Origin of the sequence: Methylovirgula ligni, assembly GCF_004135935.1 — a bacterium.
Classification (GTDB): Bacteria; Pseudomonadota; Alphaproteobacteria; order Rhizobiales; family Beijerinckiaceae; genus Methylovirgula; species Methylovirgula ligni.
Window position 1 is genome coordinate 3,130,236 of the sequence record NZ_CP025086.1, and the last position, 25,688, is coordinate 3,155,923.

General features: G+C 62.9%; 23 protein-coding genes, 1 tRNA gene and 1 pseudogene. 17 read left to right on the forward strand and 8 right to left on the reverse strand.

The annotated features are described in order from the left end of the window. Window positions 1-2 precede the first annotated feature (2 nt). Window positions 3-1,397 carry a hypothetical protein gene (locus CWB41_RS15145; protein WP_115836154.1) on the reverse strand — a complete coding sequence of 465 codons (1,395 nt, stop codon included), beginning with the start codon at window positions 1,395-1,397 and terminating at the stop codon, window positions 3-5. 229 nt (window positions 1,398-1,626) lie between these two features. Here CWB41_RS15145 and CWB41_RS15150 point away from each other — a divergent pair, with 229 nt between their 5' ends. From CWB41_RS15150 to CWB41_RS15175, 5 genes are all read left to right on the forward strand, one after another. Further along, on the forward strand, window positions 1,627-3,126 hold the full coding sequence (locus CWB41_RS15150; protein ID WP_115836153.1) for a UbiA family prenyltransferase: 1,500 nt from the start codon (window positions 1,627-1,629) through the stop codon (window positions 3,124-3,126). An 11-nt stretch (window positions 3,127-3,137) separates the two neighbouring features. Beyond that, window positions 3,138-4,463: an FAD-binding oxidoreductase gene (locus CWB41_RS15155; protein ID WP_115836152.1), complete on the forward strand. Its 1,326-nt coding sequence runs from the start codon at window positions 3,138-3,140 to the stop codon at window positions 4,461-4,463. Continuing rightward, complete coding sequence (locus CWB41_RS15160; RefSeq protein WP_115836151.1) at window positions 4,460-5,239, forward strand: SDR family NAD(P)-dependent oxidoreductase; 780 nt, start codon at window positions 4,460-4,462, stop codon at window positions 5,237-5,239. The genes CWB41_RS15155 and CWB41_RS15160 overlap by 4 nt, the downstream gene beginning before the upstream one ends. Window positions 5,240-5,946: 707 nt before the next feature. Then, window positions 5,947-6,240, forward strand: coding sequence for a hypothetical protein (locus CWB41_RS15170; RefSeq protein ID WP_147301471.1), 294 nt, complete (start codon window positions 5,947-5,949; stop codon window positions 6,238-6,240). A 43-nt stretch (window positions 6,241-6,283) separates the two neighbouring features. After that, window positions 6,284-6,595, forward strand: a complete 312-nt coding sequence (locus CWB41_RS15175; RefSeq protein WP_115836148.1) for a hypothetical protein — start codon at window positions 6,284-6,286, stop codon at window positions 6,593-6,595. Window positions 6,596-6,634: 39 nt separating this feature from the next. Here CWB41_RS15175 and CWB41_RS16525 read toward each other — a convergent pair whose 3' ends face one another. Continuing rightward, window positions 6,635-7,042 carry a hypothetical protein gene (locus tag CWB41_RS16525; RefSeq protein ID WP_342633304.1) on the reverse strand — a complete coding sequence of 136 codons (408 nt, stop codon included), beginning with the start codon at window positions 7,040-7,042 and terminating at the stop codon, window positions 6,635-6,637. Between the two features lie 189 nt (window positions 7,043-7,231). Next, a tRNA-Gln gene (locus CWB41_RS15185) sits at window positions 7,232-7,305 on the reverse strand. A 349-nt stretch (window positions 7,306-7,654) separates the two neighbouring features. Between CWB41_RS15185 and CWB41_RS15190 the strand changes: the two genes are divergently transcribed. Next, window positions 7,655-8,485 (forward strand): DUF4396 domain-containing protein, encoded by an 831-nt coding sequence (locus CWB41_RS15190; protein ID WP_115836147.1) that lies wholly within the window; start codon window positions 7,655-7,657, stop codon window positions 8,483-8,485. A 572-nt stretch (window positions 8,486-9,057) separates the two neighbouring features. Then, a complete protein-coding gene (locus CWB41_RS16240; RefSeq protein ID WP_165204396.1) occupies window positions 9,058-9,321 on the forward strand; it encodes a hypothetical protein in 264 nt (87 codons plus the stop codon). 85 nt (window positions 9,322-9,406) lie between these two features. Here CWB41_RS16240 and CWB41_RS15200 read toward each other — a convergent pair whose 3' ends face one another. Next, window positions 9,407-9,874, reverse strand: coding sequence for a cupin domain-containing protein (locus CWB41_RS15200; RefSeq protein ID WP_115836146.1), 468 nt, complete (start codon window positions 9,872-9,874; stop codon window positions 9,407-9,409). 72 nt (window positions 9,875-9,946) lie between these two features. Here CWB41_RS15200 and CWB41_RS15205 point away from each other — a divergent pair, with 72 nt between their 5' ends. Both CWB41_RS15205 and CWB41_RS15210 read left to right on the forward strand, forming a co-directional pair. Further along, window positions 9,947-11,368 (forward strand): sodium:solute symporter family protein, encoded by a 1,422-nt coding sequence (locus tag CWB41_RS15205; RefSeq protein ID WP_115836145.1) that lies wholly within the window; start codon window positions 9,947-9,949, stop codon window positions 11,366-11,368. 33 nt (window positions 11,369-11,401) lie between these two features. Next, window positions 11,402-11,860 carry a cupin domain-containing protein gene (locus CWB41_RS15210; protein ID WP_115836144.1) on the forward strand — a complete coding sequence of 153 codons (459 nt, stop codon included), beginning with the start codon at window positions 11,402-11,404 and terminating at the stop codon, window positions 11,858-11,860. A gap of 124 nt (window positions 11,861-11,984) precedes the next feature. Here the strand turns inward: CWB41_RS15210 and CWB41_RS16435 are convergent. Beyond that, window positions 11,985-12,288: pseudogene (locus tag CWB41_RS16435) on the reverse strand (GIY-YIG nuclease family protein). A 328-nt stretch (window positions 12,289-12,616) separates the two neighbouring features. On the opposite strand from CWB41_RS16435, the gene CWB41_RS16440 reads away from it, so the two are divergent. Genes CWB41_RS16440 through CWB41_RS15225 form a run of 3 tightly spaced genes read left to right on the forward strand, consistent with a single transcriptional unit; the run spans window position 12,617 to window position 18,493 of the window. Next, window positions 12,617-13,447, forward strand: a complete 831-nt coding sequence (locus CWB41_RS16440) for an ImuA family protein (RefSeq protein ID WP_245411223.1) — start codon at window positions 12,617-12,619, stop codon at window positions 13,445-13,447. Beyond that, a complete protein-coding gene (locus CWB41_RS15220) occupies window positions 13,371-14,942 on the forward strand; it encodes a Y-family DNA polymerase (RefSeq protein ID WP_245411222.1) in 1,572 nt (523 codons plus the stop codon). Before CWB41_RS16440 ends, CWB41_RS15220 begins: the two co-directional genes overlap by 77 nt. A 59-nt stretch (window positions 14,943-15,001) precedes the next feature. Then, window positions 15,002-18,493 (forward strand): error-prone DNA polymerase, encoded by a 3,492-nt coding sequence (locus CWB41_RS15225; protein WP_425373451.1) that lies wholly within the window; start codon window positions 15,002-15,004, stop codon window positions 18,491-18,493. A gap of 67 nt (window positions 18,494-18,560) precedes the next feature. Here CWB41_RS15225 and CWB41_RS15230 read toward each other — a convergent pair whose 3' ends face one another. Together CWB41_RS15230 and CWB41_RS15235 are read right to left on the reverse strand one after the other, a co-directional pair. Beyond that, window positions 18,561-18,770 (reverse strand): cold-shock protein, encoded by a 210-nt coding sequence (locus tag CWB41_RS15230; protein ID WP_115836142.1) that lies wholly within the window; start codon window positions 18,768-18,770, stop codon window positions 18,561-18,563. Window positions 18,771-18,992: 222 nt separating this feature from the next. Then, the gene (locus CWB41_RS15235; RefSeq protein WP_245411250.1) at window positions 18,993-20,201 is read right to left on the reverse strand and encodes an adenosylmethionine--8-amino-7-oxononanoate transaminase; all 1,209 of its coding nucleotides are present in this window, start codon (window positions 20,199-20,201) and stop codon (window positions 18,993-18,995) included. Between the two features lie 64 nt (window positions 20,202-20,265). On the opposite strand from CWB41_RS15235, the gene CWB41_RS15240 reads away from it, so the two are divergent. The 4 genes from CWB41_RS15240 (at window position 20,266) to CWB41_RS15255 (ending at window position 24,467) form a co-directional block, all read left to right on the forward strand. Further along, a complete protein-coding gene (locus CWB41_RS15240; RefSeq protein ID WP_115836140.1) occupies window positions 20,266-21,465 on the forward strand; it encodes an aminotransferase class I/II-fold pyridoxal phosphate-dependent enzyme in 1,200 nt (399 codons plus the stop codon). Window positions 21,466-21,476: 11 nt separating this feature from the next. Next, complete coding sequence (gene bioD, locus CWB41_RS15245; protein WP_115836395.1) at window positions 21,477-22,169, forward strand: dethiobiotin synthase; 693 nt, start codon at window positions 21,477-21,479, stop codon at window positions 22,167-22,169. 70 nt (window positions 22,170-22,239) lie between these two features. Beyond that, the gene (locus tag CWB41_RS15250) at window positions 22,240-23,559 is read left to right on the forward strand and encodes a chloride channel protein (protein WP_115836139.1); all 1,320 of its coding nucleotides are present in this window, start codon (window positions 22,240-22,242) and stop codon (window positions 23,557-23,559) included. After that, the gene (locus CWB41_RS15255) at window positions 23,556-24,467 is read left to right on the forward strand and encodes an MBL fold metallo-hydrolase (protein WP_115836138.1); all 912 of its coding nucleotides are present in this window, start codon (window positions 23,556-23,558) and stop codon (window positions 24,465-24,467) included. The genes CWB41_RS15250 and CWB41_RS15255 overlap by 4 nt, the downstream gene beginning before the upstream one ends. 12 nt (window positions 24,468-24,479) lie before the next feature. Here the strand turns inward: CWB41_RS15255 and CWB41_RS15260 are convergent, their stop codons facing one another. After that, entirely contained in the window at window positions 24,480-25,253 is a 774-nt protein-coding gene (locus CWB41_RS15260; protein WP_115836137.1) for a DUF1499 domain-containing protein, read from the reverse strand. A 181-nt stretch (window positions 25,254-25,434) separates the two neighbouring features. Here CWB41_RS15260 and CWB41_RS15265 point away from each other — a divergent pair, with 181 nt between their 5' ends. Continuing rightward, window positions 25,435-25,632 carry a hypothetical protein gene (locus CWB41_RS15265; protein ID WP_115836136.1) on the forward strand — a complete coding sequence of 66 codons (198 nt, stop codon included), beginning with the start codon at window positions 25,435-25,437 and terminating at the stop codon, window positions 25,630-25,632. The last annotated feature ends 56 nt before the right edge of the window (window positions 25,633-25,688 follow it).

The following is a 25,688-nucleotide window of genomic DNA, read 5'->3' on the forward strand; positions in this document are numbered from 1 at the left end:
ATTTATGCGGCGGCTTTTGCGCCGCTCAGCCGCACGAGGGCAGAAACAAGAAACAGGCTGGAGAGCGCCGCCAGCATGATCAAGATCGAAAAGTGCCGCTCATAGCCGAAGCCGAGAATATAGGGCGTCGCATAGCAGACGCCGAGCGCGAGACTCGCGAGAGCCACCCGCCGTGCCGCGCTGTCGCCGCGAATAAGGAGATAGAGGCTCGCCCCAAAGGCGAAAATCTCGATGAGCCGGCCGAGCGCCAGCCATAGGGAGCCGACGTCCGCCTCCCCGCGCGAACGCGGCAGTTCGATCAGATGGCTGCCGTCCGGCGCTGGAACATAATTGCGATAGGGCACGAGCTGCGGCGAGAGAAGAACCTCGTAGGCCTTGACCGCGAACGTCTTCAGCGCAGCACCGGGATTTTGCCTGATCCATTCCGTGGCGCGAGTCTTATAGGCGTCGTTCCACGCCCATTCCGTCTTGAACCCCGCCCGCCCCGGCTCATGCGGCGAAGTTATCGCCTCGCCTTCGCAGGTCGTAACCGGATCGAACAGCATGTCGAGACTGCAATGCGGATAAAGCACGAGCGTATAGGTGTTCCAGCCGCGATACATGTTCTCGCCGTCCGTGCTCGACATGAACGAGAGGCGATGGCTTTCAATCGCATTGTGAGCCAGCCAGCCCGCAGGAGCGATCAATGCGACGGCGACAAGGCCGGCCGCGAGAGCCCGTCGTCCGGATGTGAGCGCGAAGACGACGATCAGTAACGCGACCGCGCCCCAAACGAGGATCAGCGACGACTTGAAGAGATAGCAGACGGAGGCCGCGGCGATCGCCGCCACGTAACGCCCCGCACTCGCTTCGCGCGGCGCGACGGCGACGAAGAAAAGACAGACGGCCGTGATGGCCAGAAGTTCGAGCACATAGCCTTCTTCGTAATAGGCGGCCGAGGCATGTTTGATGAGGTTCGGCGAGAGCACGAGAAAAAGGCCGAGTGCGATGTAGATGCCCACCTGCCAGCAGTGCCTGACGGCAAGCCGCCGGTCGATTCCGCGAACAGCGAGATAGACGAGCAGGCTCAGCAGAAGAACCTTTATGGCATCGACGATGCGCAGGCTGGTCGTCAGCGGCGCCAAGGCCGCGAGAAACAACGGCAGGCCGGGCATGCGCGAAGCGACATCGCAGCTGCCGCTGCCACAGGAGACATAGCCTCTGCCCGCGACAAGCGATCTCACATAAGGGTCGAAGCCGAAGCCGAGATCGAAGGTCGTGCGTGCGGCCGGGACGAAGAACCAGACGGCTACGAGCTTCAGCACCGCCATGAGAACGACGAGCAGCGCCACGACTTCGCCGCCCGTGAGGATGGCGCGCCGGCCGGCCGATGCGCCGCTCTGTGTGGAATGAGGCATGATCCAGAGGTTGTTGAAGCTCTGTCGGAAAGACGACCGAAACGCTGCGCGGATGATAGGGTCGGCGCGTTAATGCCATCTGAAGGCTTCCCCTTACGCGCGCCTCCGGGCTGAAAAGTCGATTAACTTCAATTGACTCTAAGGGTTTCGCAGTCGTGGTTTATCTGGCGCGATTTACCTGTTTTTTATAGTATGGGCCTATTCGGTTCCGTCAGTCTCCGAGTGGACCATGCAACCGGCCTCAGTCGAAAAGCGCCCTTCTCTCAGTGTGGTTGCGCCAGGCAATCGCGCCCCGCTCGGCTATGATCTTTCACTCCCGCTCGTGATCGATCTCGACGGCACGCTGCTATCGACAGATGTGCTGCATGAATCCCTGCTTCTGTTTCTGAAACGCCGACCGGGCGAAGCGTGGAAAATTCCGGGCTGGATTTTCTCCGGACGCGCGGTCGTCAAGAATCGCCTGGCGGATGTCGTCACCGACGACGACATCGAGACTTTTCCTGCCTGCGATGAAGTTGTCGAGCTGGCGCAAAAGGAAGCCGAACGCGGCCGCAAAATCGTGCTCGCGACGGCGGCCGACATCACCATCGCGGAGAAAATCCGTCGACGCTTTCCGTTCATCAGCGAAGTGATCGCCTCAGCCGACGGGCACAATTTGAAAGGCGCGGCAAAGGCGCAGACGGTTTCGGCGCAGTTTCCGCACGGATTCATCTACGCCGGCGACTCCACCGCGGATCTGCATGTCTGGAACGCAGCGACCGCGGCGATATTCGTCGGTCGCTCCAGCGCCATGGAGCAGAAGATCGCGACCAAAACGCAGCTCGCCGCCGTCCTGCCGACAAAGTTGCTCAATTTTCCGACCCTGCGGCGGGGTCTGCGGGCTCATCAATGGGCGAAGAATTCGCTCGTCTTCGTCCCGCTGATCCTCGGCGGCAAGGCGCATGATCCGGTCGCCTGGGCTTACGCCTTCGGGGCGTTCGTGGCCCTGAGCCTCCTTGCCTCCGTGACCTATCTCCTCAATGATCTGTGGGATCTGGCGGACGACCGGCGGCATTGGTCGAAGAAATTGCGACCGATCGCCAGCGGCGATCTGCCGATCGCTTCGGCCATGCTGGTCATCGCTGTCGGCGGCCTTATAGCTTTTGCTATAGCGGCCTTGATCGGCCCCGCCTGCGTCGGGGTTCTGGCGCTCTATCTTGCCATCAGCCTCGCCTATTCGTTCTGGCTGAAACGCGAGCCGCTGGTCGATATTTTCGTTCTCGCTTCACTCTTCACGATCCGCCTCGCGCTCGGCCTCGTCGTCACCGGCGTCGTCTTTTCGCCCTGGCTCTTCGTCTTCTCGATGTTTATTTTCCTGTCGCTTTCCGCCGCGAAACGGCAGACGGAGATCACCCGCATGGTCGCGCACGGGCTGACCCAGACTCCGGGCCGCGGCTATCGCGCGGAAGATGGCCCGCTCGTCCTCTCGCTCGGCGTCGGCGCCATGCTCGCGACCGTGCTGGTGATGGTCATCTATCTGGTCGCCTATGCGTTTCCGGAAGGCTTTTACCGCCATCCGTTCTTCCTCTGGGGCTTTCCGATCATTATTTTTCTCTGGCTGTCGCGGATTTGGCTCTTGTGTCATCGCGGGGAATTGAACGATGATCCGGTCGCGTTCGCGCTGAAGGACAGGCTCAGCCTCGCCTATGGAGCGGCGATGGTCGCAATGTTCGCCGCAGCCCTGCTGTAGAAAGTCCGCATGTGAGCGAGCCTTTCGTCACCCGTAGCGATATTTTGTCATGGGGCCGCGTGGTGCGCGCGCCGCAGCGTGTGGCCACGCCGCGCTTTCGTGACGAACTCGACAAATTGCTTGGCGCCGCGAATGGCGCAAGCCTGCTGCCGATCGGGCTGCGGCGCTCCTATGGCGATTCCTGCCTGAATGATACCGGCGACCTCATCGATATGTCGCGGGTGGACAGGTTCATTGCCTTCGATCCGGCGCAGGGGATTTTGCGGGCCGAGGCCGGCACGAGCTTTTCCGAGATTCTGCGGCTGATCGTGCCGCATGGCTGGTTTCTGCCAGTGACCCCGGGCACCCGTTTCGTGACACTCGGCGGCGCTATCGCCAACGATGTGCATGGCAAGAACCATCATCGCGCCGGAACGTTCGGGCGGCATGTACGCGCGCTCGGCCTTTTGCGCAGCGATCGCGGCCACCTGACGCTGACGCCCGAAAGCGATGCCGCTCTCTTCGCCTCGACCATCGGCGGGCTCGGCCTCACCGGCATCATCGAATGGGCCGAGATCGCGCTGGTCAAGACCGACAGTTCGTCGCTCGAAGTCGAGACGATCCCCTTCGAAAATCTCGACGCCTTCTGGTCTCTCGCCGATGCCAGCACGGAAAAGTTCGAACACACGGTGGCTTGGGTCGATTGCCTCTCGCGCGGCGAAAGCCTCGGCCGGGGCATCTTCTCGCGGGGCAATTGGACGCCTTACGGATTCCACGATGCGCATGACGACAAAACCTGGAAACGCGTCGTCGCCGATGCGCCGGAATTTCTGCTCAACCCGCTGAGTATCGGCGCGTTCAACGAGCTTTATTATCGTCTGCATGCCGGCCGGCCGCATACGAAGCTGCAGCATTACGTGCCGTTCTTCTATCCGCTCGATGCGATCCACGGCTGGAACCGGCTGTACGGCCGCAGCGGCCTGCTGCAATATCAATGCCTCGTCCCGCGCGCGACGGAACGCGAGGCTATCCGCGCTTTGCTCGAGGAAATCGCCAAGGAGGGACAAGCCTCCTTCCTTGCCGTGCTCAAGACCTTCGGCGACGTTCCCGCCTCGGGGCTTTTTTCCTTCCCCCGCGCCGGCACGACATTGGCGCTCGATTTTCCCAATCGTGGCGCGGCGACGCTCGCCTTGCTCACACGGCTCGACGCTATCGTCCGCGACGCGGGCGGCGCGCTTTACCCGGCCAAAGATGGCCGTATTTCGCGTGAAATGTTCCGCCTCTCCTTCCCGCGCTGGCAGGAGTTTGAGAAAGATCCGGCGATGAGTTCCGACTTTTGGCGCAGGGTGTCCGCATGAGCGGCGCGTCGACCGAAATTGCCGTGGCTCCCGTGACGCCGCTGCGGATTATCATCCTCGGCGCGACCTCGGCGATCGCCGAGGCGACGGCACGGCTCTGGGCGCCGGGCGGCGCACGCATCCTGCTCGCCGGGCGCAACGAAGCGCGGCTGAACGAGATCGCCTCCGACCTCAAGGCGCGTGGCGCGGCCGAGGCCATCGACTGGCCGCTCGATTGCGCGAGCGCCAACGCCAGCGCTGAACTTGGCAAAATGGTCGACCGTCTCGGCGGCCTCGACATTCTCCTGCTCGCCTATGGCGTCCTCGGCGAGCAAGCCGAACTCGAGCGCGATCCGGCGGCAGCGGCGCGGCTCATCACCACGAATTTTTCCAGCGCCGCAGCCTGGTGCCTCGCCGCCACCGCCGTGCTGGAAAAGCAGGGCGCCGGCACGCTGCTGGTGATTGGCTCCGTGGCGGGCGACCGGGGGCGCCGCTCGAATTTCATCTATGGCGCGACGAAAGGCGGCCTCGCCCTTCTCGTCGAGGGCATCGCCCACAAGCTGGCGCCGCTCGGCGCGCGCGCGGTGATCATCAAACCCGGTTTCGTCGATACACCGATGACGGCGGCGATCGCCAATAAAGGGCCGCTCTGGGCGAAGCCCGAGGCCATCGCGGCGAGCATCGTCCGCGCCGGCGAAAAAGGCGGCCCGGAGATTTATGCGCCGGGATTCTGGCGCGGGATCATGATCGTCATCCGCAACTTGCCCGTGGCCATCTTCAACAAAATCAACATTTAGCCGCTGCCTCTACGGCTCCCAACTTTGGGCACGTCACCGGCTATCGCTGCCAAAGTCGCCAACCGAGGATCTCCGCCTCGATTATTTGGCCAGTCGTCTGATTGCACCATTCGCGTCCAACACGCCGGCATGGAAACGGAAGCGTGTAAGTCCCCCTATGATCCTCGCACAGCAACTCAACGTCTTCGGTTGCGCTTGGCTCTTTATCCGCCTCAAATTCCGCGAGTCGTTCCGACCGGGTTGCCATCGGCCCTATTTCTTCTTTTCACCAATCTTCAACGTCGGAGCAGCCGCGATTGGCTTCGGCTTTTCTTTTTTCGGCTTCTTCGCTTCTTTATTCCCGTGTCGCTGACTCTTGGCCATCGCTGTGCTCCGCTGCCGTGATTGATGAACATATCACAATTGCCTCGGACGCGGCGTTTCGCTTGCGCCTTTATTTGTATGATCAAAAAGATAAACCAACGACCGTGCCTAGTATTTTTGATAATAATGTGTATATTTACAATATCAGCGAAGGTAATATTTAGTCGTTATCGAAGTTGATAAGGTCGTTATGCGCACAAATAATTTGGAGCGATCCCTTGTATTTGTGCGAAGGCGGCTTTGGCATCTCCCCGGCCCCTGAGAAAGCGGCGAAGTAACAGCTTCTGCGCATTTGGTGGCGGCAGAGCGCAGCCGCGAGACGCGGCTGTGTGGCATCCCGGAGCTTGGGCAAGGTTCTTATCATGAAACGAACTCGATCATTTGGCGTGGCTATTAATGCCTCTCCGACACCGCAAATCAGGCAGGAGCTTGTGACTCATCTTTACGAGATCGGAGAGACTGTCACGCTTGATCCGCGCGGAGGATATTTGCGAAATCCCGGCGATCCATTCAGTGTGCTCGCGCGATTGCCGCCGGTGGGCACTGAGTTTCAATATCGAATCAAGAGCGTAAACGAGCCGTATCAACGAGTTGCTGCTGAATATCAATTAAAGCGCGCGGTGCAGGCCGCAGGTTGATCGGCCGACCTCTTTTTGATCAGAGTCGCGGAATGGTGCTGCGATGAAGCTAGATGAGCTTGCCGACCGATATGGTGTCACCGCGACGGACGATGATGCACGGCGATTAGCGCAAGCTGTCAAAATGATCTTCGAAAGAGTCGAAGCAGAGTTTAGCGCCCATGCCGGTTACGTTGCAGCACATGCAATGACTGCCGCAATAGACGGGCATCTGCAGCAATCAGAAAGTTTGCTAGGTCAGGCTCGCTTCGCCTGTATTCTGATCGATACGATGCCGGCGACGTGGAGCCCTATGCTCAAGGCAAGCTTCGTCTATGTCTTGGCGCCGCGCTTAAAAGACATTCTCAGCGGTTGATTGAGAACCGACATAGGCGGCGTCCAGATCCGACGCGCCTCATTTCTTCAGCTTCGTCCGCTTGTTCTTAAGCTTCGTCACGGCGTCGCCCTTGCGGGCGCGTTCCAGCCTTTCCATCCCGCCCTTGGGCGTTTGAGGCGGCTCATTGCTGGTGTTGGCCAGGTGGGCTTCGATGGCGTCAATTTGGCGGGTAAGCCCCGCAGTTGTTTCACGCTTGGCCAGCCTCACGCCCGCACCGCTATCCTCGCTTTCGAAGACGAAAATGACACCGCCCTGCTCAAGTGCGCGCTGAATGGCATCGGCGTTAGCCAGCGTGATCGATAACGGGCCTTCCTCGGCCTCGGCGCGCCGAACGGTGGCGACGCCCAGCTTTGCCGCCTGGGCCAAATCTTCCGCACTCCACCGAATGAGTGCCCTTGCCGCGCGCACCTGGGCGCTTGTGATCACTTTACAATCTCCTGATTGACTCCAGATCAGCCGCCGGTGCGTGATCGCTTTCGCATCACTTAGATCGATTCAGATCAACCGGCGCAATCCCAATACCAAACAATAGCGTTTTGGCAGCCGCTGCCGGCTTGCGAGCCGCGCGCATCATCATGCCCGGCTTAAAAAACAAGAAAGCCATTTAAAATCAGTTGGCTGGGGGACCTGGATTCGAACCAAGATTAACGGAGTCAGAGTCCGCTGTTCTACCGTTGAACTATCCCCCATCGTGGCCGCTTCGAAGGAACCAGCAGCCATCCGAATGGGCGCGGCGCAGATTGGGACCGGCGTCCCGGCCGCTGTTCGGAAGGCGCTTCTAGAATGAACGGCGCCCGATTGGCAAGCAGCAAGTTCACCCGCCGGCGGGTTCTGTGCCGGTGATTCCAAGCAAGATGATCACGACGAGACCGGAGCCGGAACGTGCAGGCCGTGATAGGCTGCGCAGCCCGCACCGATGGCGGATGCACAACACGGTGGGGTTGGGGACGTTTACACGTTTATCAAATGCACGTTCATCGCATGAGGCGGTGAGTCCGTGACGGTCGTATTCGGCACGCCATTCGTCGGAGGCGTCTGATGCTGGACGGCATAATATTGCTTTGGTTTATCCTGAGCGCGATCTCGGTGCTGTTTGTCGTGATCGACATCCGGTCAACACCGGAATCGCCGGTGCTCAAATGGGGTTTCATATTACTGACCGCATATACCGGGGTGTTCGGCGCCTTCCTTTACGTTTTGGGTTGCCGGGAGCCTCTGTCCGGCACCCATGAGCGCTTCATCGCGACGCGGTGGCGACAGACGCTTGGTTCGACCATGCATTGCGTCGCGGGCGATGGCGTCGGTATTCTCGCAGGCGCCGTGCTTTCGACAGTGCTCAGCCTTACGGGCCTGGCCGAGGTCGCCCTCGAATATGTTCTCGGCTTTGCTTTCGGCTGGACGATCTTTCAATCGCTTTTCATGCGCAGCACGGCCGGCGGATCGTATTCCGCCGCGCTGAAAAGCACTTTTATCCCGGAACTCCTGTCGATGAATCTGCTCATGGCCGGAATGGTTCCGACCGCGATGCTGCTCCGCAAGCACATTCAATATTCGGGCGATCCGGCGTCGCCGCGATTCTGGTTCGTGATGTCGATGGGCCTGCTCGTCGGTTTCATCTTCGCCTATCCGATGAACTGGTGGCTTGTGGCCAACCATCTCAAGCATGGCATGATGACCGTTCGCCGCGCAGCGCCAACTGCGGATTCACCTGCGCAGATGGACCACGCTTCAATGAAGGATATGGCGCAGGAAAAAGCCCCTATGCAAATGGGATCGGATCGCGTTCCATCACCGCCCATACCTGTGATGACCGTGCTCTCCTTTCTGGCATTGGCCGCGGGCTTGGCATTGGCTTCACTGTCACGCTGACGGCCCGCCGTCCCCTCGGCGGCAGAAGTTCGACATTTAATCTTCACACTTCACGAGCGCTCGCACTGTCACCGACAGAAAACCATGCACCGCAACATCACGATCATTTGCTTAAACTGTGATGCGTCCTCCTGCGGTGCTGTTTCACCTTCCATTCATGTGGCCGTTCCTAATCTAAAGTCCGGCACGTCTCGGCCCGCAGCGTCCGGGCGGCCGCGGTCATGAATTTGAATCGGTCATGAATTCAAAATGGGGAGATGGAATGCGCTACTTTCTATCCATGTTGGCCGCGGGCCTGTTTGCCGCGAGCCCCTTAAGTTCCGCGGCGGAAGCCGCGCCTATCGCAGACCAGACGGCCGTCACGCAATCCGCGATTGACCTGACCGGCATCGAAAAAACCCAATATGTCTGGGGCGGCCAGAACTATTGCTGGTACGACAATGGCTGGCGCGGCCCCGGCTGGTATTGGTGTGGCTATGCCTGGCGCAGCGGCCTCGGCTGGGGCGGCGGCTTTGGCTGGCGCGGCTGGTCCTGGCACAGCGGGCGCTATTGGAGTCGCAGCGGTCATTGGCGTGGCGGCGGTCATCATGGCGGCTGGCATGGCGGTGGCGGACACCGGGGCGGTGGGCATCGCGGTGGCGGACATCACGGTGGCGGACATCGTGGCGGCGGTCATCACGGTGGCGGACACCATGGCGGCGGACACCATGGCGGCGGACATCGTGGCGGCGGTCATCACGGTGGCGGTCATCGGGGTGGCGGACATCGCGGCGGTGGTGGTCACCGGGGCGGTGGCGGACATCGCGGCGGCGGGCATCGTCGCTGATCGCATCTGACGCGCCGAAGCCGACACGATTTTCGGTGCCTATTCATCCCAATGCCGGCAGCGATCCTGCCGGCATTTTTATGTGCTGCCGCGGCTCAGGGCTTCTTCAGGGGCGGTCCCAAAAATTCGACGCCCCATTTCTGGCCGAAAATGTTGAGCGCCGCTTTGTCCGGCACGCCGTCTTTCATGACGCCGCCGAGCTCTGTGAAGAAGGCGGCCGCGTCCAGAGCCGGCAGGATCGCGATCAACTGCCGTCCGGGCGTGTCGGCGACATTGACGAACGTATGCCCGGCGCCGCCCGGCACGCTGACCACATCGTCGGTCTCCGCGTAAAAGCGCGCACCGTCCACCACATAGAGATAGCGCCCGGCCAGAACGCGAAACACTTCCACCTCGCGATGACGATGCAGCGGCGGCCCGAAGCCCGGCGCGTTCTGCGTTTCGATAAGGGTCATTTCGCCGCCCGAGGCCGCGCCCGGCAGACGCACGCGCAGCTCCAGGCCGATGGCGGGAATAAACAGCGGTTCGGCATTTTGGTCTGAGTGCCAGAAGCTGAAAGGCATCGTTGGCTCCGGTCTTTCGGCGCACGGGCACACATTCTATGGTGCCGCGCGATCTCCCGCACGGACCTGTCAATGCACCGCGCCGACGATTTATCGGTCCTCATCTTTCTTGTCACGCTCGCCGCGACCTTCGCCGCCTCGTTTCTGGGCCGCGCGCATACACGCCAGCTCAATTCGGATGCGCTCGCCGATCAGAAGCTGAGCAAATGGCTCGTCGGCCTCAGCGCCGGCGCCACGGGCAACAGCGCCTTCATCGTCACCGGTGTCGTCGGCCTTGGCTATACGCTCGGCCTGCAGGCGCTGCTGCTGCCCTTCGGCTGGCTGTTTGGCGATATCGCGTTCTGGACCTTCTTCCCCGACGGGATCAACCGCCTCGGCCGCAAAACCAAAGCCGCGACGCTGACCGACGTGATTGCCAGCGGCTTGCCGGCCGTCGCCCGGCGTCGCGTAAAACTGCTTGCCGCGGCACTCATCCTGATCTGCCTCACCGGCTATATTTCCGCGCAATGGATCGCGGGGCAGAAATTTCTCGAAGGCGCGTTCGGCTTTCCGCATCTCCTGTCGCTGCTTCTCTTCGCGACGTTGATCGTGCTCTACACCGGCATCGGCGGCTTTCGCGGCTCCGTCTATGCCGACACGCTGCAGGCCGTGATCCGCATCTTCGGCACAAGCCTCGCGCTCGGTGCGGTGATTGTCGTGGCCTGGAGAAATTCTGCGGGTTTTTGGGAAAATACCGCGGTCGCGGGAACGCAGTTTTTCGTGCTGCTGCCGCACGGCCTTCCCGCCGCGCTCCTGTTCATGCTCGGTTTCGCCGCCGCCGCTTTCGGCTTCGGCCTTGGCCAGCCGCAGATGACCTCGCGCTATCTTGCCGGCCGCAGCCCGGCCGAGACGCGCAGCGCCTGGTGGATTTTCATCGGCTTCATCCAATTCACCTGGATCGCCATGACGATTTTCGGGGTCGTGCTGCGCGGCGTGATGCCGGCGATCGCCGACCCGGAAGCGGGGCTGAGCCTGTTCTTCCGCACCAATATGGGGCCAGTGCTCACGGGTCTGATCGTCGCCGATATTTTCGCGACCATCGCCGCCACCTCGAACAGCCTGCTCGTCGCCATGGCGCAGACGGTGAAGTTCGATGTCATCGAAGTGCTGACGCCGCGCGTGCCGCCGCTGTGGCCGATCGTCCTTCTGCTCGGACTCATCTCGATGGCGATCTCGGCACGGCTCGACCGTTCTGTCGTGAGCCTCGTCCTCTCCTCGATCTCGCTGCTCGGCGCCGGGCTCGCTCCGGCGATGATGGTGCGCGTGCTCGACTGGCGGCGCACGAACCTGTCCGTGCCGCTGTCCATCATTGCCGGCTTTGCCGCCGCCGCGCTGTGGAAGCTTTCCGGTTTCGGCGCCTTCCTCAACGAGGCCGCGCCGGGCATTGCCATCGGCCTGGGCGCGAATTTCCTCACCGTCGCGCTACGCCGCAAAGGCACTGCCATCGCCGAATAAGGTTGCTATGTTCGGACCTCAAAAGGGGGAAACATGACCAAGGAATTTTCGCTCGCGCCGTCACTGCTCTCGCCGCCCGATGTCACCGACGCGCCCGGCCGCGGCATCGATCCCAATATCAGCGGCCATATCGCGGCGCTCCCCAATCTTTATGAACTGGACGCGCAGCCGGTCGAGGAAATGTCCGCGCTCATCTCGCGGCAATATCTGCACGGCGCGCATTCGACCTTCGTCAAATGGCGGATGAAGAAGGGCGCCATCGTGCCGCTGCACCATCACATCAACGAGCAGATTACCTGGATCACCGAAGGCGCTTGCGAGGTCTATTCGCAGGGGAAAAAATATCTGTTGCGTGCCGGCAGCCTGTTCATCATCCCGCCGAACGTGCCGCACGAATTCCATTTCACCGAAGACACGATCGACATCGACATTTTCTCGCCGCAGCGGCAGGACTGGATCGACGGCACGGTGAACTATTACGCGAAGAAATAGAGGGCGCACTGATCGGAAACTATGATCCCTCACCCTGAGGTGCGAACGAAGTGAGCCTCGAAGGGCGAGGAATCGCTGATCTCTGATTGAGAAATCCCTCATCCTGAGGCGCCTACGTCGCTCCTCAGGATGAGGGCTCGATGGACTTTCGGCGCGCTAACTCCGAGAGTCGTACGAAATCGCCGCGTATATAGGCTTCCTTTTTCGCACGCGACCAGCCCTTGATCCGGCGTTCTGCCGCAATGGCCTCGTCGATGCGGGGATAATACTCGCTGAAGACAAGCTCGACAGGCAGACGCCGTGCGGTATAGCCGTCGATCAGGCGTTTGCCCGTGCTCGCTCACGCGCTCATCGACAGAGCGGCGTGTGATGCCGGTATAATAACTACCGTCCGCACAGCGCAGAATATAGATCGACGCGCCATCCATGGATCACGTGACTTCGATGCTTCGAGACGGCCGCTTCGCGGCCTCCTCAGCATGAGGTGGGCGGAGAAGAAAGCCAACCCTCACCCTGAGATGCGAGCACCAATTTCGCGACTTTGAATGCGAGCCTCGAAGGGCGACGGATCGCAACACGCTGACATTGAAGAATTCCTCATCCTGAGGAGGCCGCGAAGCGGCCGTCTCGAAGGACGAGGTTGCTTGACTCCCTCCCCAAAAAGTCAGATGACTAGAACAAATATGGAACATTGGATCGAGAGAGATGACCGGGGAGCCTTTACGGCTTCGCCAGACCCTTCCGCATGGGAGCGGCATGCAAGGAAGCGGAAAGGCGCAGCAGATCAGCCTTTTGCGCCGAGAAATGGCCGGAATTGCCACGGCCCCGCCGGCCATTGTCGCGCGGGCGCACGTCTCCCTTGGCGCGGCGCGGCTCGACAGGCTGCTCGCGGGTGGCCTCGTCACCGGCGCGCTGCATGAGATCACAGCCGCCGCGCCGGGCGATACGCCGGCTGCGGCGGGCTTCGTCCTGGCACTCGCCGCGCGGTGCGCCGCCGCCCGCAACGCGCCGCTCATCTGGATCGGCGAGGATTTCGCCAGCCTCGAACAGGGCTCGCTCTATGGCCCTGGCCTCGCCCTGCACGGCATCGACCCGGCCCGCCTCGTCCTTGTCCATGCGGCGAATGCAAAGGATGCCCTCTGGGCGATGGAAGAGGCGCTGAAATGCCGGACGCCCGCCGCCGTGATCGGCGAAATCTATTCCGCCAAGCTCTATGACCTCACCGCCTCGCGCCGGCTTGTCCTCGCCGCGCAGAAACAGGGCACGACCGGCCTGCTCTGCCTCGCCGGGCCGGTGCGCGCCGAGGCACTTTCGAGCGGCGCCGAAACCCGCTTCGAAGTCCGCGCCCGATCAAGTCCACATGCAGCTTCCGCCGGCGGCCGCACGCCCCTGCCCGGCCCCGCCGCCTTCGATGTGCGCATCGCCAAGGCGCGCGCCGGACCGGCCGCTTTTTCCATCGATCGCGAAAAATTCCATCCCGTTTTCTGGAGCCACCGAGAGGTCTTGTTCCGTGACGCGTTATCTCTCCCTCTGGCTGCCATCGCTGGCGACGGACCGGATCAGCCGCCACAGCGCCGCAGCGCGTGAAGCACCGCTTGCCACCATCGCCAAGGTGAGGAGCGCACAGCGCCTCGCCGCCGTGAACCGCGCCGCCGCCCGGCACGGCTTGAAACCGGGCCTCGCGCTGGCCGATGCCCGCGCCATTCTGCCGGAACTCGCCTGCTGCGCGGTGGATGAGGCGGCGGAGGCGGCGACGCTCGCCGCGATCACCGATTGGTGCCGCCGCTTCACGCCGCTCGCGGCGCTCGATCCGCCGGACGGTGCCATGCTCGACATCACCGGCGCGGCGCATCTCTTCGGCGGCGAGGCGAAACTGCTCGATGAGATCGAGGCGCGCCTTGCCACGCAAGGCTTGGCTGCCCGCGCCGCGATCGCGCCAACACCGGAGGCCGCCTGGGCCCTGGCACGGTTCGGCGAAGCGCGCGTAATCCCGGAGGGGGATCGCGAAGAGGATCTGCGCCGCCGCCTCGGCGCGCTGCCGCTCGCCGCCCTCCGCCTCGACGCGAAGACTCTTGCCGATCTGGCGCAGGCGGGTCTGCGCCGCATCGGCGATCTCATCCTGCGTCCTCGCGCGCCGCTTGCCGCGCGGTTCGGCAAGCAGCTCTTTGTCCGGCTCGATGCGCTGCTCGGCCATGCCAAGACGCCCATCACGCCGCGCTTCGAGGCGCCGGCCTATCTCGCCGAGCGGCGCTTTGCCGAGCCGATTGTCCAGCGCGAAACGATCGAAGCGACGATCCGCGCTTTGGCGCAGGAACTGGCGCTGCTGCTCGTGCGGCAGGGTGAAGGCGCGCGGCAGCTCGACGTGAGCCTCTTCGGCGTCGACGGGCGCGTGCGGCATCTGCGCGCCGGCACCAGCCGGCCCTTGCGCGATCCGGCGATGATCGCGCGGCTCTTTCGCGAAAAGATCGAGGCCGCCGGCAACATAGACGAGCGCGATCCGCTCGATGCCGGCTTCGGCTTCGATGTCGTGCGGCTCGCGGCCGAGGCGGTCGAGCGGCAGGATGAAGATCAGGCCCATTGGCTGGGAGCAGCCACGCAGGACGATCTCGCCGATCTCGTCGACCGGCTGGGCGCGCGGCTCGGCCTGCGGCGCGTCACGCGGCTGGATCTCAGCGATACGCATTGGCCGGAGTTCGCGGTGACGGCTGTGCCCTTCTCCGCGTCTTCGACCCATCGGCATGGCATGGATGCCCGGCACAAGGCCGGGCATGACGTGCAAGCACAAAGCGTGCTCTCCACCCGCCCCATCCGCCTTCTCACCCAGCCCGAGCCGATCGAGGCCATCGCCAGCGTGCCGGACGGGCCGCCGGTGCGCTTCCGCTGGCGGCGCGTGCTGCATGTGGTCGCCGCCATCGAGGGGCCGGAGCGGATCGCGCCGGAATGGTGGAAACATTCCGCTCTAACGCGCGATTATTTCCGCGCCGAAGACAGCGAGGGCCGCAGGTTCTGGCTGTTCCGCGAAGGACTCTACGAGACCGAGACCGCGCAGCCGCGCTGGTTCCTGCACGGACTGTTCGCGTGAGCGGCGACAAGAGCCCCTCATTGCGAGCGCAGCGAAGCAATCCAGAAGCGAAACCTGGATTGCTTCGGCGCTTTGCGCCTCGCAATGACGAAACCGCGGCAGAAAAAACCATCGTCCTCTTCGCCGAATTCGGCGTAACGACGAATTTTTCTTTTCTGCGCGGCGCCTCACAACCTGAAGAGTTCGTCGCACAGGCTCGTGAGCTTGGCCTCAAAGCCATCGGCATCGCCGACCGCAATTCGCTCGCCGGTGTGGTGCGCGCCTATAGCTTCGCCCGCCTGAACGAGATCGCGCCCGGGACTTTGCGCGTCGTCACCGGCTGCCGCCTCGTCTTCTGCGACGGCACGCCGGACATTCTCGCCTATCCGCAGGATCGCGCCGCCTATGCGCGGCTCACGCGCCTCATCACGCGCGGTAATATGAAAGGCCAGAAGGGCCTCTGCCGGCTCACGGCGACTAACCTTCTCGAAGCCGCCGAAGGTCTTCAACTCGCTATCCTGCCACACAGTACCTGGGAGCCTGAGGACGCCGCCGCCAAGCCGGGCAAGGTCTATGAAGATTTCGCGGGCGGTGAGGCCGCGACGCCCGCCCTGCCTCTGGAGCAAAGGCAATTGCCGCCCGGCGATGAAACATTCCTGCACCGGATTCGCGAGGTCGCGCCCGGCCGCGTCTGGCTCGCCGCAAGCATGACCTATGGAGCGCAAATGCGCCGGGCGCTGGCCGAATGTGCCGCGCTGTCACGTCGCCTCGGCCTGCCGCTGCTCGCGACCAATGACGTGCTGATGCACGATGCGGCGCGACGCCCCTTGCAGGATGTGCTGACTGCCATCCGCCATCGCACCACGCTCGACGCGATTGGCCGGAAGCTGCAGGCCAATGCCGAGAGGCATCTGAAAAGCGGCGCCGAAATGGCCCGGCTGTTCACTGAGGCGCCGGAGGCCATCGATGAAAGCCTGCGCTTTCTCGAAGGTCTCACCTTCTCGCTCGCCGATCTCAAGAACCAATATCCAGAGGAATTGCGCGCCGGCTATGCGACGCCGCAAGAGGCGCTTGAAGCTTTTGCTTATGCCGGTGCTACCGAGCGTTATGAAGACAAGGGCGGAGTTCCTGAGAAAGTAAAACACACGCTCGCTTATGAACTCGCCCTCGTTAAGGAGATGAATTACGCGCCATACTTTCTCACCGTGCATGACATCGTGCGTTATGCGCGCAGCGAAAAGATCTTGTGCCAGGGGCGCGGCTCGGCCGCCAATTCGACGATCTGCTATTGCCTCGGCATCACCGATGTCGATCCGGCGCGAGCCTCCTTGCTCTTTGAGCGTTTCATCTCGAAAGACCGCGGCGAGCCGCCGGACATCGATGTCGATTTCGAGCACGAGCGGCGCGAAAAGGTGATGCAATATATCTACAATCGCTACGGCCGTGCCCGCGCCGGACTCACCGCCACTGTCATCACCTATCGCAGCCGCTCCGCCCTGCGCGATGTCGGCAAGGTCTTCGGCCTCTCCGAGGATGTCATCGCGGCCCTGTCGAGCTCGCTCTGGGGCGGCGCTTCACAAGGCCCGCAGGCGCAGCAGGTTCGCCGCCTCGGTCTCGATCCGCAAGAAGACCGGCTGGCACAGACCCTGGCTTTGGCGCAGGAGCTTGTCGGCTTTCCGCGCCATCTCTCGCAGCATACCGGCGGCTTCGTCATCACCCGCGACCGGCTCGATGAAACCGTGCCCATCGCCCATGCGGCGATGGACGAGCGCACGACAGTCGAATGGGACAAGGACGATCTCGACGCGCTCGGCCTGTTGAAGATCGATGTTCTCGCCCTCGGGATGCTTACCTGCCTGCGCAGGGGTTTCGACCTTCTGCGAAATCATTATGGGCTCGACTACAAGGTCAAAGACATTCCAGCGGAAGAACGCGCCGTCTATGCGATGATTTCTCGCGCGGACACGATCGGCGTGTTCCAGATCGAGAGCCGCGCGCAAATGTCGATGCTGCCGCGGCTGCGGCCGAACACGTTTTACGATCTCGTCATCGAGGTCGCCATCGTCCGGCCGGGCCCCATCCAGGGCGATATGGTGCATCCCTATCTGCGCCGCCGGCAGGGTCTCGATCCCGTCAATTATCACCGTCAAGAGCTTGAAGAGGTGCTGAGCAAAACTCTCGGTGTGCCTTTGTTCCAGGAACAGGCGATGAAGATCGCCATCGTCGCTGCAGGCTTTACCCCGGCCGAGGCCGACAGATTGCGCCGAGCCATGGCGACCTTCAAGCGCGTTGGCATCATTGAGACATTCCGCACCAAAATGGTCGAAGGCATGGTGGAGCGCCATTACCCGCGCGACTTCGCCGAACGCTGCTTCAAACAGATCGAGGGTTTCGGCTCCTACGGCTTTCCCGAGAGCCATGCAGCTTCTTTCGCCCTGCTCGTCTATGCCTCGTCCTGGATCAAATGCCGTTATCCCGACGTCTTCGCCTGCGCGCTGCTCAATGCGCAGCCGATGGGCTTTTACGCGCCGGCGCAAATCGTCCGTGACGCACGCGAACACAGCATCGCGATCGAAGAGGTGGATGTGAATTTCTCGCAATGGGATTGCACGTTGGAGACGGATAACGAGCTGGACCATGACGGCGTAAAAGACAGGCTCCATCCGCGTCATGTCTCGATGCAGAACGAAATCCGTTCGACCCACAAAATCCGGCTCGGCTTTCGTCAGGTTCAAGGTATCGCAGAGACGGACATGGCCACGCTCGTCGACAAGCGCGGCAAAGGCTATGATTCGATCCGCGATCTCTGGCTGCGCACGGGCCTTGCGCCCGGCACACTTGCCGCGCTGGCCGAGGCCGACGCCTTCCGCTCGCTGGGCCTCGACCGGCGCGATGCGCTCTGGGCCGTGCGCGGCCTCAACCGCGCCGGCGACAAGGATGATCTGCCCCTGCTGAAGGATTTGAGTTTCCGCGCGCTGGAGCCGGAAGCACATCTGCCGCCGATGTCGCTCGGCGAACATGTCGTCGAGGATTACCGCCATCTCTCCTTGTCACTGAAGGCGCATCCCGTCAGCTTCCTGCGGCCGCATCTCAAGACGGAGAAAATCGTGCGCACACAGGATCTCGCCATCACGCCCTCGGGCCAGCGCGTGCGCACCGCCGGCCTGGTGCTGATCCGGCAAAGGCCCGGCACGGCCAGCGGTGTCATCTTCCTCACGCTCGAAGACGAGACCGGCATCGCCAATGCGATCGTCTGGCCAAAGGTCTTCGAAGCCTATCGGCCCGTCGTCATCGCCGCGCGCTTCATCGCCGTCACCGGCCGGCTGCAATCGGAATCGGGCGTCATCCATGTCATCGCCGAACGGATCGACGATATGACACCCCTGCTCGGGCTGCTGTCACGGCCGGAGACCAACGGCCTCGCCCATCCGATCAAAAATCCGTATCGGCATCCGCGAGACCAGATGCGACTGACGGAACCAGGCCTGTTCGAAACGAAGGCTGCGCCGGCGCCGATCGATGCTCGCGACGATATTCATCGCGTCATGCCGAAAGGCCGCAATTTCCATTGAGCTTTTGACGTAACAAAAAACCGCCGCTCGAAGGAGCGGCGGTTCTCTGAAGATTAAGCTTCTACAATCAAGCGGCTTGCAGGTTCACAGCCGACGGCTTGCCGGAGCGGCGATCGGTTTCGACCTCGAACCGCACCTTCTGGCCTTCGACGAGGCCATTGAGGCCGGAGCGCTCAACGGCCGTCACATGAACGAAAACATCCTTGCTGCCGTCGTCCGGCTGGATGAAACCATAACCCTTTTGATCGTTGAAAAACTTGACAGTACCTACCGGCATCGGTCGTCCTTTCTAGCCACTAGTTTAGCGGTCGCATCGTCGCGGCCGCCCATTTCACAGTCGAATTTGGCAGACAAGGCTGAAACGTGCGCCGGCAGTCCAGACGAAGCGATTCAGAAATCAGTCCAAAAGCGAGGCCCCTATATGTGCGGCAAGCGCGAATTTGGCAAGTGGCTTTGCAGGTGGCTTCGGAAGTGGCTTCGCAATTGCCAAGCTTGCCCGTCAGTCAGGTATCTGCCGAACGACATGGACGACCGCATCCGTTAACCGTTTCAAATCGATATTATCTATCGTCAGGGCTGGGGTCAGATAAACGATTTTCCCGAACGGCCGGATGAAGACGCCACGTGCGACAAAGCGGCGCTTCAGCGCCGCAAGATCATCGATCTTTTCGAGCTCCACGACGCCAATCGCACCGCGCACGCGCACATCGCGAACGCCCGGCGTCCCGCGGCAGGCTTCGAGCCCTGCCTGCAACGCAGCCTCGATCCTGGCGACTTGCTCAAGCCGCGGCTCGCTCTCGAAAAGATCGAGCGAGGCATTGGCGGCGGCGCAGGCCAAGGCGTTGGCCATAAAGGTCGGTCCGTGCATCAGCGCCCGCGCCGGATCATCCGACCAGAAAGCCTCGAACACTTTTTCGCGCGCGACGGTCGCGGCGAGCGCCATCGTGCCGCCGGTCAGGGCCTTAGAAAAACAGATGATATCAGGCACGACCTGTGCCGCCTCGCAAGCGAACATCGTCCCCGTGCGGCCAAAGCCGGTGAAGACCTCGTCGAAGATCAAAAGCAGGTCATATTTATCCGCAAGCGCACGCAGCCGCCGCAAGACCTCGGGCTCATGAAACAGCATCCCGCCCGCGCCCTGCACCAGCGGCTCGACGATGATCGCGGCGATCTCATTTGCGTGGCGCGCAACGAGCGCGTCGAGCGTCGCGGCGTTTTCGTCGTCATGCGGCAGATCGGCGATAATGTTCTCATGCAGAATGCCGGCAAAATGCTTGTGCATGCCTTCGTCGGGATCGCACACCGCCATCGTGGCGAATGTGTCGCCATGATAGGCGCCGCGGAAAGCGAGCATCTTGGTCCGGCCGCGAATGCCGCGATTGAGCCAATATTGCACGGCCATTTTCATCGCGACTTCGACAGAGACTGAGCCGCTGTCGGAAAAGAACACACGATCGAGATCGCCGGGCAGCAGCGCCGCAAGCCGTGTCGCGAGCCGCACCGCCGGCTCATGCACCAGGCCGCCGAACATCACATGCGGCATCACCTCAATCTGGCGTGTCACCGCGGCGCGAATATGCGGATGATTATAGCCGTGACAGGCGGTCCACCAGCTCGCGATACCATCGACGAGTTCGCGGCCGTCGGCGAGCCTGATGCGCGTTCCGTTCGTCGCCACGACGGGCAGCGGCGGCGCGATGTGTTTCATCTGTGCGTATGGCAGCCAGATGTGTTCGCGCCAATCCTCTTGCCAGCCCGTCCCGTCCGTCACCATGCCGCCTTATTGCCAGAGCCGCGCGTCAGGGTTAAACCGCAATGGCGATAAAGGGAAGCCTGTGACGTCTCTCGACGCCTTTGCCGAATCGAAGCTGGCGCAATTGGAGCAGCACGCGCTGCGGCGCGCATTGACGGTGACGACGCGCACCGATGGCGCGATGGTCTATCGCGGCGGGCGGCAATTCGTTTCGTTTTCCTGCAACGATTATCTCGGCCTGTCGCAGCATCCGCATGTGAAAGCCGCCGCCCTCGCGGCGATCGAGACATACGGTACAGGCGCCGGCGCCTCGCGCCTCGTCACCGGCAATCATCCCCTGCTCGTCGAACTCGAAGCCCGGCTGGCGAAACTGAAACAGGCGCCTGCGGCGCGCGTCTTCGGCTCCGGTTATCTGACCAATCTTGGCGTTATTCCGGCGCTGGCGGGCGAAGGCGATCTCATCCTCGCCGATGAATTATCCCACGCCTGTATCTTCGCGGGCAGCCAATTGTCGGCCGCGACCCTGCTGACCTTCCGCCACAACGACGCGGAACATGCGGAAGACATTCTCAAAGCCGAGCGCGGCAAATATCGCAATGTGCTGCTCATCACCGAAACCGTGTTTTCGATGGACGGCGATCGCGCGCCACTCGCGGCGCTGGCCGGAATTTGTGCCGCACACGATGTCTGGCTGATGAGCGACGATGCGCATGGGCTCGGCGTGCTGGCGCCGGGCGATGTACGCGCGCCTTTGCAGATGGGCACATTGTCGAAAGTACTCGGCAGCTATGGCGGTTATCTCTGCGCCTCGCTTCCGGTCGTCGATCTCATGACGTCGCGCGCGCGCACGGTCGTCTATTCGACCGGCCTGCCGCCAGCGGCCGCCGCTGCGGCCATCGCCGCGCTCGATATCATCGCCGCCGATCCGGCGCTCACTGCGCGCCCGCTCACCAAGGCGCGTGCCTTCACGCAGCGGCTTGGCCTGCCCGATGCGCAAAGCCCCATCGTGCCGCTGGTGCTCGGCAGCGCGGAAGCGGCGCTCGAAGCCTCGCGGCTTTTGCAGGACGAAGGCTTTCTCGTCGTCGCGATCCGGCCGCCGACCGTCGCGGAAGGATCGGCGCGGCTGCGCTTTGCCTTTTCCGCCGCGCACAGCGACGCGGATGTTGCACGTCTCGCCGATGTCGTCACGACGCGGCTCGATATGCGCGTGCAGGCGTGACGGGCGCCGCCATGTCCGCGTTCTTCATCACCGCCACCGGAACCGATATCGGCAAGACCTATGTCGCCGCTGGCCTCATCGCCACTTTGCGCCGGCGCGGACGAAAGATCATCGCGCTCAAGCCGGTCGTCTCGGGTTTCGACGCACAGAATTTCGTCGCCAGCGATCCGGCCGCTCTGCTTGCGGCCTGCGGGCAAAAGCCCACTCTCGATGCCATCGCGAAAATCTCGCCCTGGCGCTTCGCCGCGCCGCTCTCGCCGGACCAGGCCGCTGCGCTGGAAGGCCGGACGATCGACGTGGCGGCGGTGCGCCGCTTTTACGCTGACTCCATCGCGAGCGCGGAAGATGTCGTCATCGTCGAAGGGATCGGCGGCCTCATGGTGCCGCTCGACGCCAGGCATACGATCTGCGACCTGATCGGCGCCTTGAACATTCCTCTGATTCTCGTCGCCGGAACTTATCTCGGCAGCCTTAGCCACACGCTGACGGCGATCGAAGTCGCTGAGAAACGCGGGCTCAAGATCGCCGCCCTTGTTCTCAACGAGACCACAGGCTCGACGGTGTCAATCGCGGCGACGCAGGAAAGTCTCGGCCATTTCTGGCACGGCCCTGTTGTTGCTCTCCGACATGAGCCAGCCGCGCCGCGGAGCCATGCCGCGACCAACGCCGCCGCCTTTGAAAAACTCGCGGAGATTTTACCGTGAGCGTTACCCTTGCGCACCGGAAACGCGGTTTTCTTCTGCGCAGGCGGCCGAGCCATTGTAGACCGCGCCCATGACCTTTCGCGATCGCCTCCCCTACCTCGAAAATCTTTCCCGCGAGACTCTCCAGCGCTGGGGGCGCCGAACGCTCTTTGTCATCGGCGGTTTGCTCGTCGGCGCGGCGGCAATCCTCATGGCCGCGCTGGCCGACTTCGCCCAGCGCGATTTCCATCGCCTGCTCGGAATATCGCGCTATCTCTCGCTCGCACTGACGCCGCTCGGGTTTGGCGCCATCGTATTCCTGACGCTGAAGGTCTTCCCGAATTCGCAGGGCAGCGGCATTCCGCAGGTGATCGCCGCGCGCGAGTTGCCGGACGGCCCGACCCGCACGTCGCTGGTTTCGCTGCGTGTCGCCATCGGGAAAATCGTCTCCGTCACGCTTGGTCTGCTCTGCGGCGCCTCGATCGGCCGCGAAGGTCCGACCGTGCAAGTCGGCGCCGCGCTGATGAATGCGGTGGGCCGCGGCGCGATCGAATATCAACGCGGCCTGTTGCTCGCGGGCGCCGCCGCGGGCATTGCCGCGGCCTTCAACACGCCGCTCGCCGGCATCGTCTTCGGCATCGAGGAACTGAGCCGCTCCTTCGAGTCGCGGACGAGCGGCCTCGTCCTCGGCGCGATCATCGCCGCGGGCCTCACCTCGCTCAGCCTTGTCGGCAATTATGCCTATTTCGGTTCCACCAATGCGGTGCTGCCGCTGGGCCGCGCCTGGCTGGTGCTGCCGATCTGCGCCGTCCTCGGCGGCCTGTTCGGCGGCCTCTTCAGCCGCATCGTCATCACATTCGCGCGTGGCCTCCCGGGCGCTCTCGGCCGACTGATCGCCCGTCACCCGATCGTCTTCGCCATGCTGTGCGGCCTCGGTGTCGCCCTCACCGGCCTTCTCTCGCAGGATACGAGCTACGGCACGGGCTATGATGAAGCACGTGCGATCGTGCACGGCGCGGCGCCCGCCTGCGCGATCTTCGGACTTATGAAGTTCCTTGCGACCCTGTTCTCCGCGATCGGCGGCATCCCCGGCGGCCTGTTCGCGCCGTCCCTCGCCGTCGGCGCCGGGCTTGCGGCAAATCTGCACACGCTCTTTCAGGATGTCCCGCTCGGCGCTCTGGCGCTCCTCGGCATGGTCTCCTATCTCACGGGCGTGGTGCAGACGCCGATCACGTCTTTCGTCATCGTCTCGGAGATGACGGAGAACCGCACGATGATCATTCCGCTGATGCTTGCGGCGGTTATCGCCGATGCGGTTTCGAAATCAATCTGCAAGGACAGCATCTATCACGCCCTGGCGGCGGTGTTCCTGAAGAACGCCGGCGAGACCCCCATACAAGAGCCGGAATGAGCGACGAGGACCAGGACATTCCCTTCGACCAGACGCCGCCCGGCGCGGCGGAGAGGCTTGTCCGGCTGTCGCCGAAGGTCCGTCGGATCATCGCTGATAATCCCGGCCCGATGACCTTCACCGGCACTTGCACCTATGTCGTCGGCGAAGGCGAGGTGGCGGTTATCGACCCGGGGCCCAACTCGCCCGCGCATCTCGCTGCATTGCTGGAAAGCCTCGGCACGGAGCGGGTGCGGCACATTCTCGTCACCCATACGCATCGCGACCATGCGGCCGGCGCGGCAGCCCTGAAAGCCGCGACCGGCGCGGATATCCTCGGCTGCGCACCCTATCCCGCCGCGACCGGCGAAGATGGTGCGGGGACGGACGCGGCGCACGACCGCACCTATCGCCCGGACACAATTTTACGCGAGGGCGACGTCGTCGCCGGGCCGGCTTACACGCTCGAAACGCTCGCGACCCCCGGCCATACCGCCAATCACCTCGTCTTTGCGCTGGCAGCGGAACGCGCCCTGTTCTCCGGCGATCATGTCATGGCCTGGTCGACGTCCGTCGTCATTCCGCCCGACGGCAGGATGGGCGACTATATGGCTTCGCTCGAAAAGCTCGCGGGCCGCGCCGACACGCATTACTGGCCCGGCCACGGCGGCGGGGTCGCAACACCCCAGCGGATGGTCCGCGCGCTCATCCATCACCGCCGCCTGCGCGAAGCGGCCATTCTCGCCGAACTCGGCAAGGGTCCGGCACACATTCCGACGCTGGTCAGCGCCCTCTATCGCGGCCTCGATCCGCGCCTCGTCGGCGCGGCGGGCCTCTCAGTTCTCGCGCATTTGCAGGATTTGTCCGAGCGCGGTTTGGTGCACAGCGACGGCGCGGCAGGCCGCGACGCCGTTTACACGCGCGGGTAATCTGCGCGGCGATTATTTCGCCTCGGCCTCGGTATTCAGTTCGTCCGCGAAAGCTTCGATCCGAGCGGCATTGCCGCCGAAATCATGCCGGCCGATGCGCGAGGCGGAGCGGACATCGACCCGTGTTTCTCCCGCCAAAGGCCAGATGCGGATCGTAATGTCATCGGCGAAGCCGAGGATGAGGCCATGCGCGATGGCATCGACATGGCCGTAGCCGAGCCGGCCGCCGGGCGGAACAGCGTCGATGATTTTCCAGTGCCGCGCCGCGGCGGCGCTCAGCACCGTCTGATAGGTTTCGCCGCCGTCGAGATCGAGATAGATCGGCTCGACATCGGGATAGGCGGTCGCTTGCGCTTCGCGGGACGCCGCCGGGATCGACGGCGGCACCCAACCATGCCGCGCGGCCAGCGCCTTGCGCGACAGCGAATAGGCCGGGGGATCGTCGGTATCGGTCGAAATATCGTTCAACACCGGCAGCCGCACCGCCTGCACGGCGAGATAGGCGGGATAGGCCAGAAGCAGCGCCGCCAGCACCGCACCGCCGAGAAGCAAGCCGAGACCCTTGCGTCCGGTCTGCCAGATCTCGACCGTCGCGACGCCAGCGCAAAGAACGGCGAGACAGGCGAGCACGATCGCCGAGCCGACGACCGCCAGAACCGCTGGCGCATCGAGGCCAAGCCGCGCGAGAACGAGGCCCATCGCCACGACCGCCGCCGCGAAGACAGCGAGCCGCCGGGACCAGATCGCACTCTCCGAGAACGGCTCCTCGATAATCAAATGCCGCATGAGCCAACCCGTATGCCGCTCGAATGTCGATGGATGTTGAGCACGAGACACACCTGCGTGCAATCTCCGGCGGCCGGAACATTCCCACGCTATTAACTTAAATTGGCAAGGTTATGTTTACCGCCCGGCTGGAAGCTGCCCGCACGCACAGCACGCCAATGCAGGCAGCAAGGAAAACCCCATGCAGGACCGCGACGTAAATTTCCATTCCAGCCAAACGCCGGGCGATGCCCGCGATATCCTCGCTCGCCTCTATCGTGAAATCGGCATTTCCGCCGTCGCGGCGGCATTGCAGGCCACCGCGCCGAAGCCCAAGGACGCGGAGAGCCAGGACGCCCAGCGCCAGCCGCAACGCCGGTTCGGCGGCAAAGCCGCTTAGCCATTGACCTGCTGGACAAAATTCGGCCTCTAAGTCAGTTTAGCAAAACGCCGCCT

Excerpts from the sequence above, each read along its gene's own strand:
- CWB41_RS15240 (WP_115836140.1), top strand. The coding sequence starts at position 20,266 with ATGCCGCCTTATTGCCAGAGCCGCGCGTCAGGGTTAAACCGCAATGGC.
- bioD (WP_115836395.1), top strand. The coding sequence starts at position 21,477 with ATGTCCGCGTTCTTCATCACCGCCACCGGAACCGATATCGGCAAGACC.
- CWB41_RS15145 (WP_115836154.1), bottom strand. The coding sequence starts at position 1,397 with ATGCCTCATTCCACACAGAGCGGCGCATCGGCCGGCCGGCGCGCCATC.
- CWB41_RS15175 (WP_115836148.1), top strand. The coding sequence starts at position 6,284 with ATGAAGCTAGATGAGCTTGCCGACCGATATGGTGTCACCGCGACGGAC.
- CWB41_RS15235 (WP_245411250.1), bottom strand. The coding sequence starts at position 20,201 with ATGAAACACATCGCGCCGCCGCTGCCCGTCGTGGCGACGAACGGAACG.
- CWB41_RS15265 (WP_115836136.1), top strand. The coding sequence starts at position 25,435 with ATGCAGGACCGCGACGTAAATTTCCATTCCAGCCAAACGCCGGGCGAT.
- CWB41_RS15260 (WP_115836137.1), bottom strand. The coding sequence starts at position 25,253 with ATGCGGCATTTGATTATCGAGGAGCCGTTCTCGGAGAGTGCGATCTGG.
- CWB41_RS15230 (WP_115836142.1), bottom strand. The coding sequence starts at position 18,770 with ATGCCGGTAGGTACTGTCAAGTTTTTCAACGATCAAAAGGGTTATGGT.
- CWB41_RS15210 (WP_115836144.1), top strand. The coding sequence starts at position 11,402 with ATGACCAAGGAATTTTCGCTCGCGCCGTCACTGCTCTCGCCGCCCGAT.
- CWB41_RS15205 (WP_115836145.1), top strand. The coding sequence starts at position 9,947 with ATGCACCGCGCCGACGATTTATCGGTCCTCATCTTTCTTGTCACGCTC.
- CWB41_RS15250 (WP_115836139.1), top strand. The coding sequence starts at position 22,240 with ATGACCTTTCGCGATCGCCTCCCCTACCTCGAAAATCTTTCCCGCGAG.
- CWB41_RS15160 (WP_115836151.1), top strand. The coding sequence starts at position 4,460 with ATGAGCGGCGCGTCGACCGAAATTGCCGTGGCTCCCGTGACGCCGCTG.
- CWB41_RS15255 (WP_115836138.1), top strand. The coding sequence starts at position 23,556 with ATGAGCGACGAGGACCAGGACATTCCCTTCGACCAGACGCCGCCCGGC.
- CWB41_RS15200 (WP_115836146.1), bottom strand. The coding sequence starts at position 9,874 with ATGCCTTTCAGCTTCTGGCACTCAGACCAAAATGCCGAACCGCTGTTT.
- CWB41_RS15190 (WP_115836147.1), top strand. The coding sequence starts at position 7,655 with ATGCTGGACGGCATAATATTGCTTTGGTTTATCCTGAGCGCGATCTCG.
- CWB41_RS15150 (WP_115836153.1), top strand. The coding sequence starts at position 1,627 with ATGCAACCGGCCTCAGTCGAAAAGCGCCCTTCTCTCAGTGTGGTTGCG.
- CWB41_RS16440 (WP_245411223.1), top strand. The coding sequence starts at position 12,617 with ATGCAAGGAAGCGGAAAGGCGCAGCAGATCAGCCTTTTGCGCCGAGAA.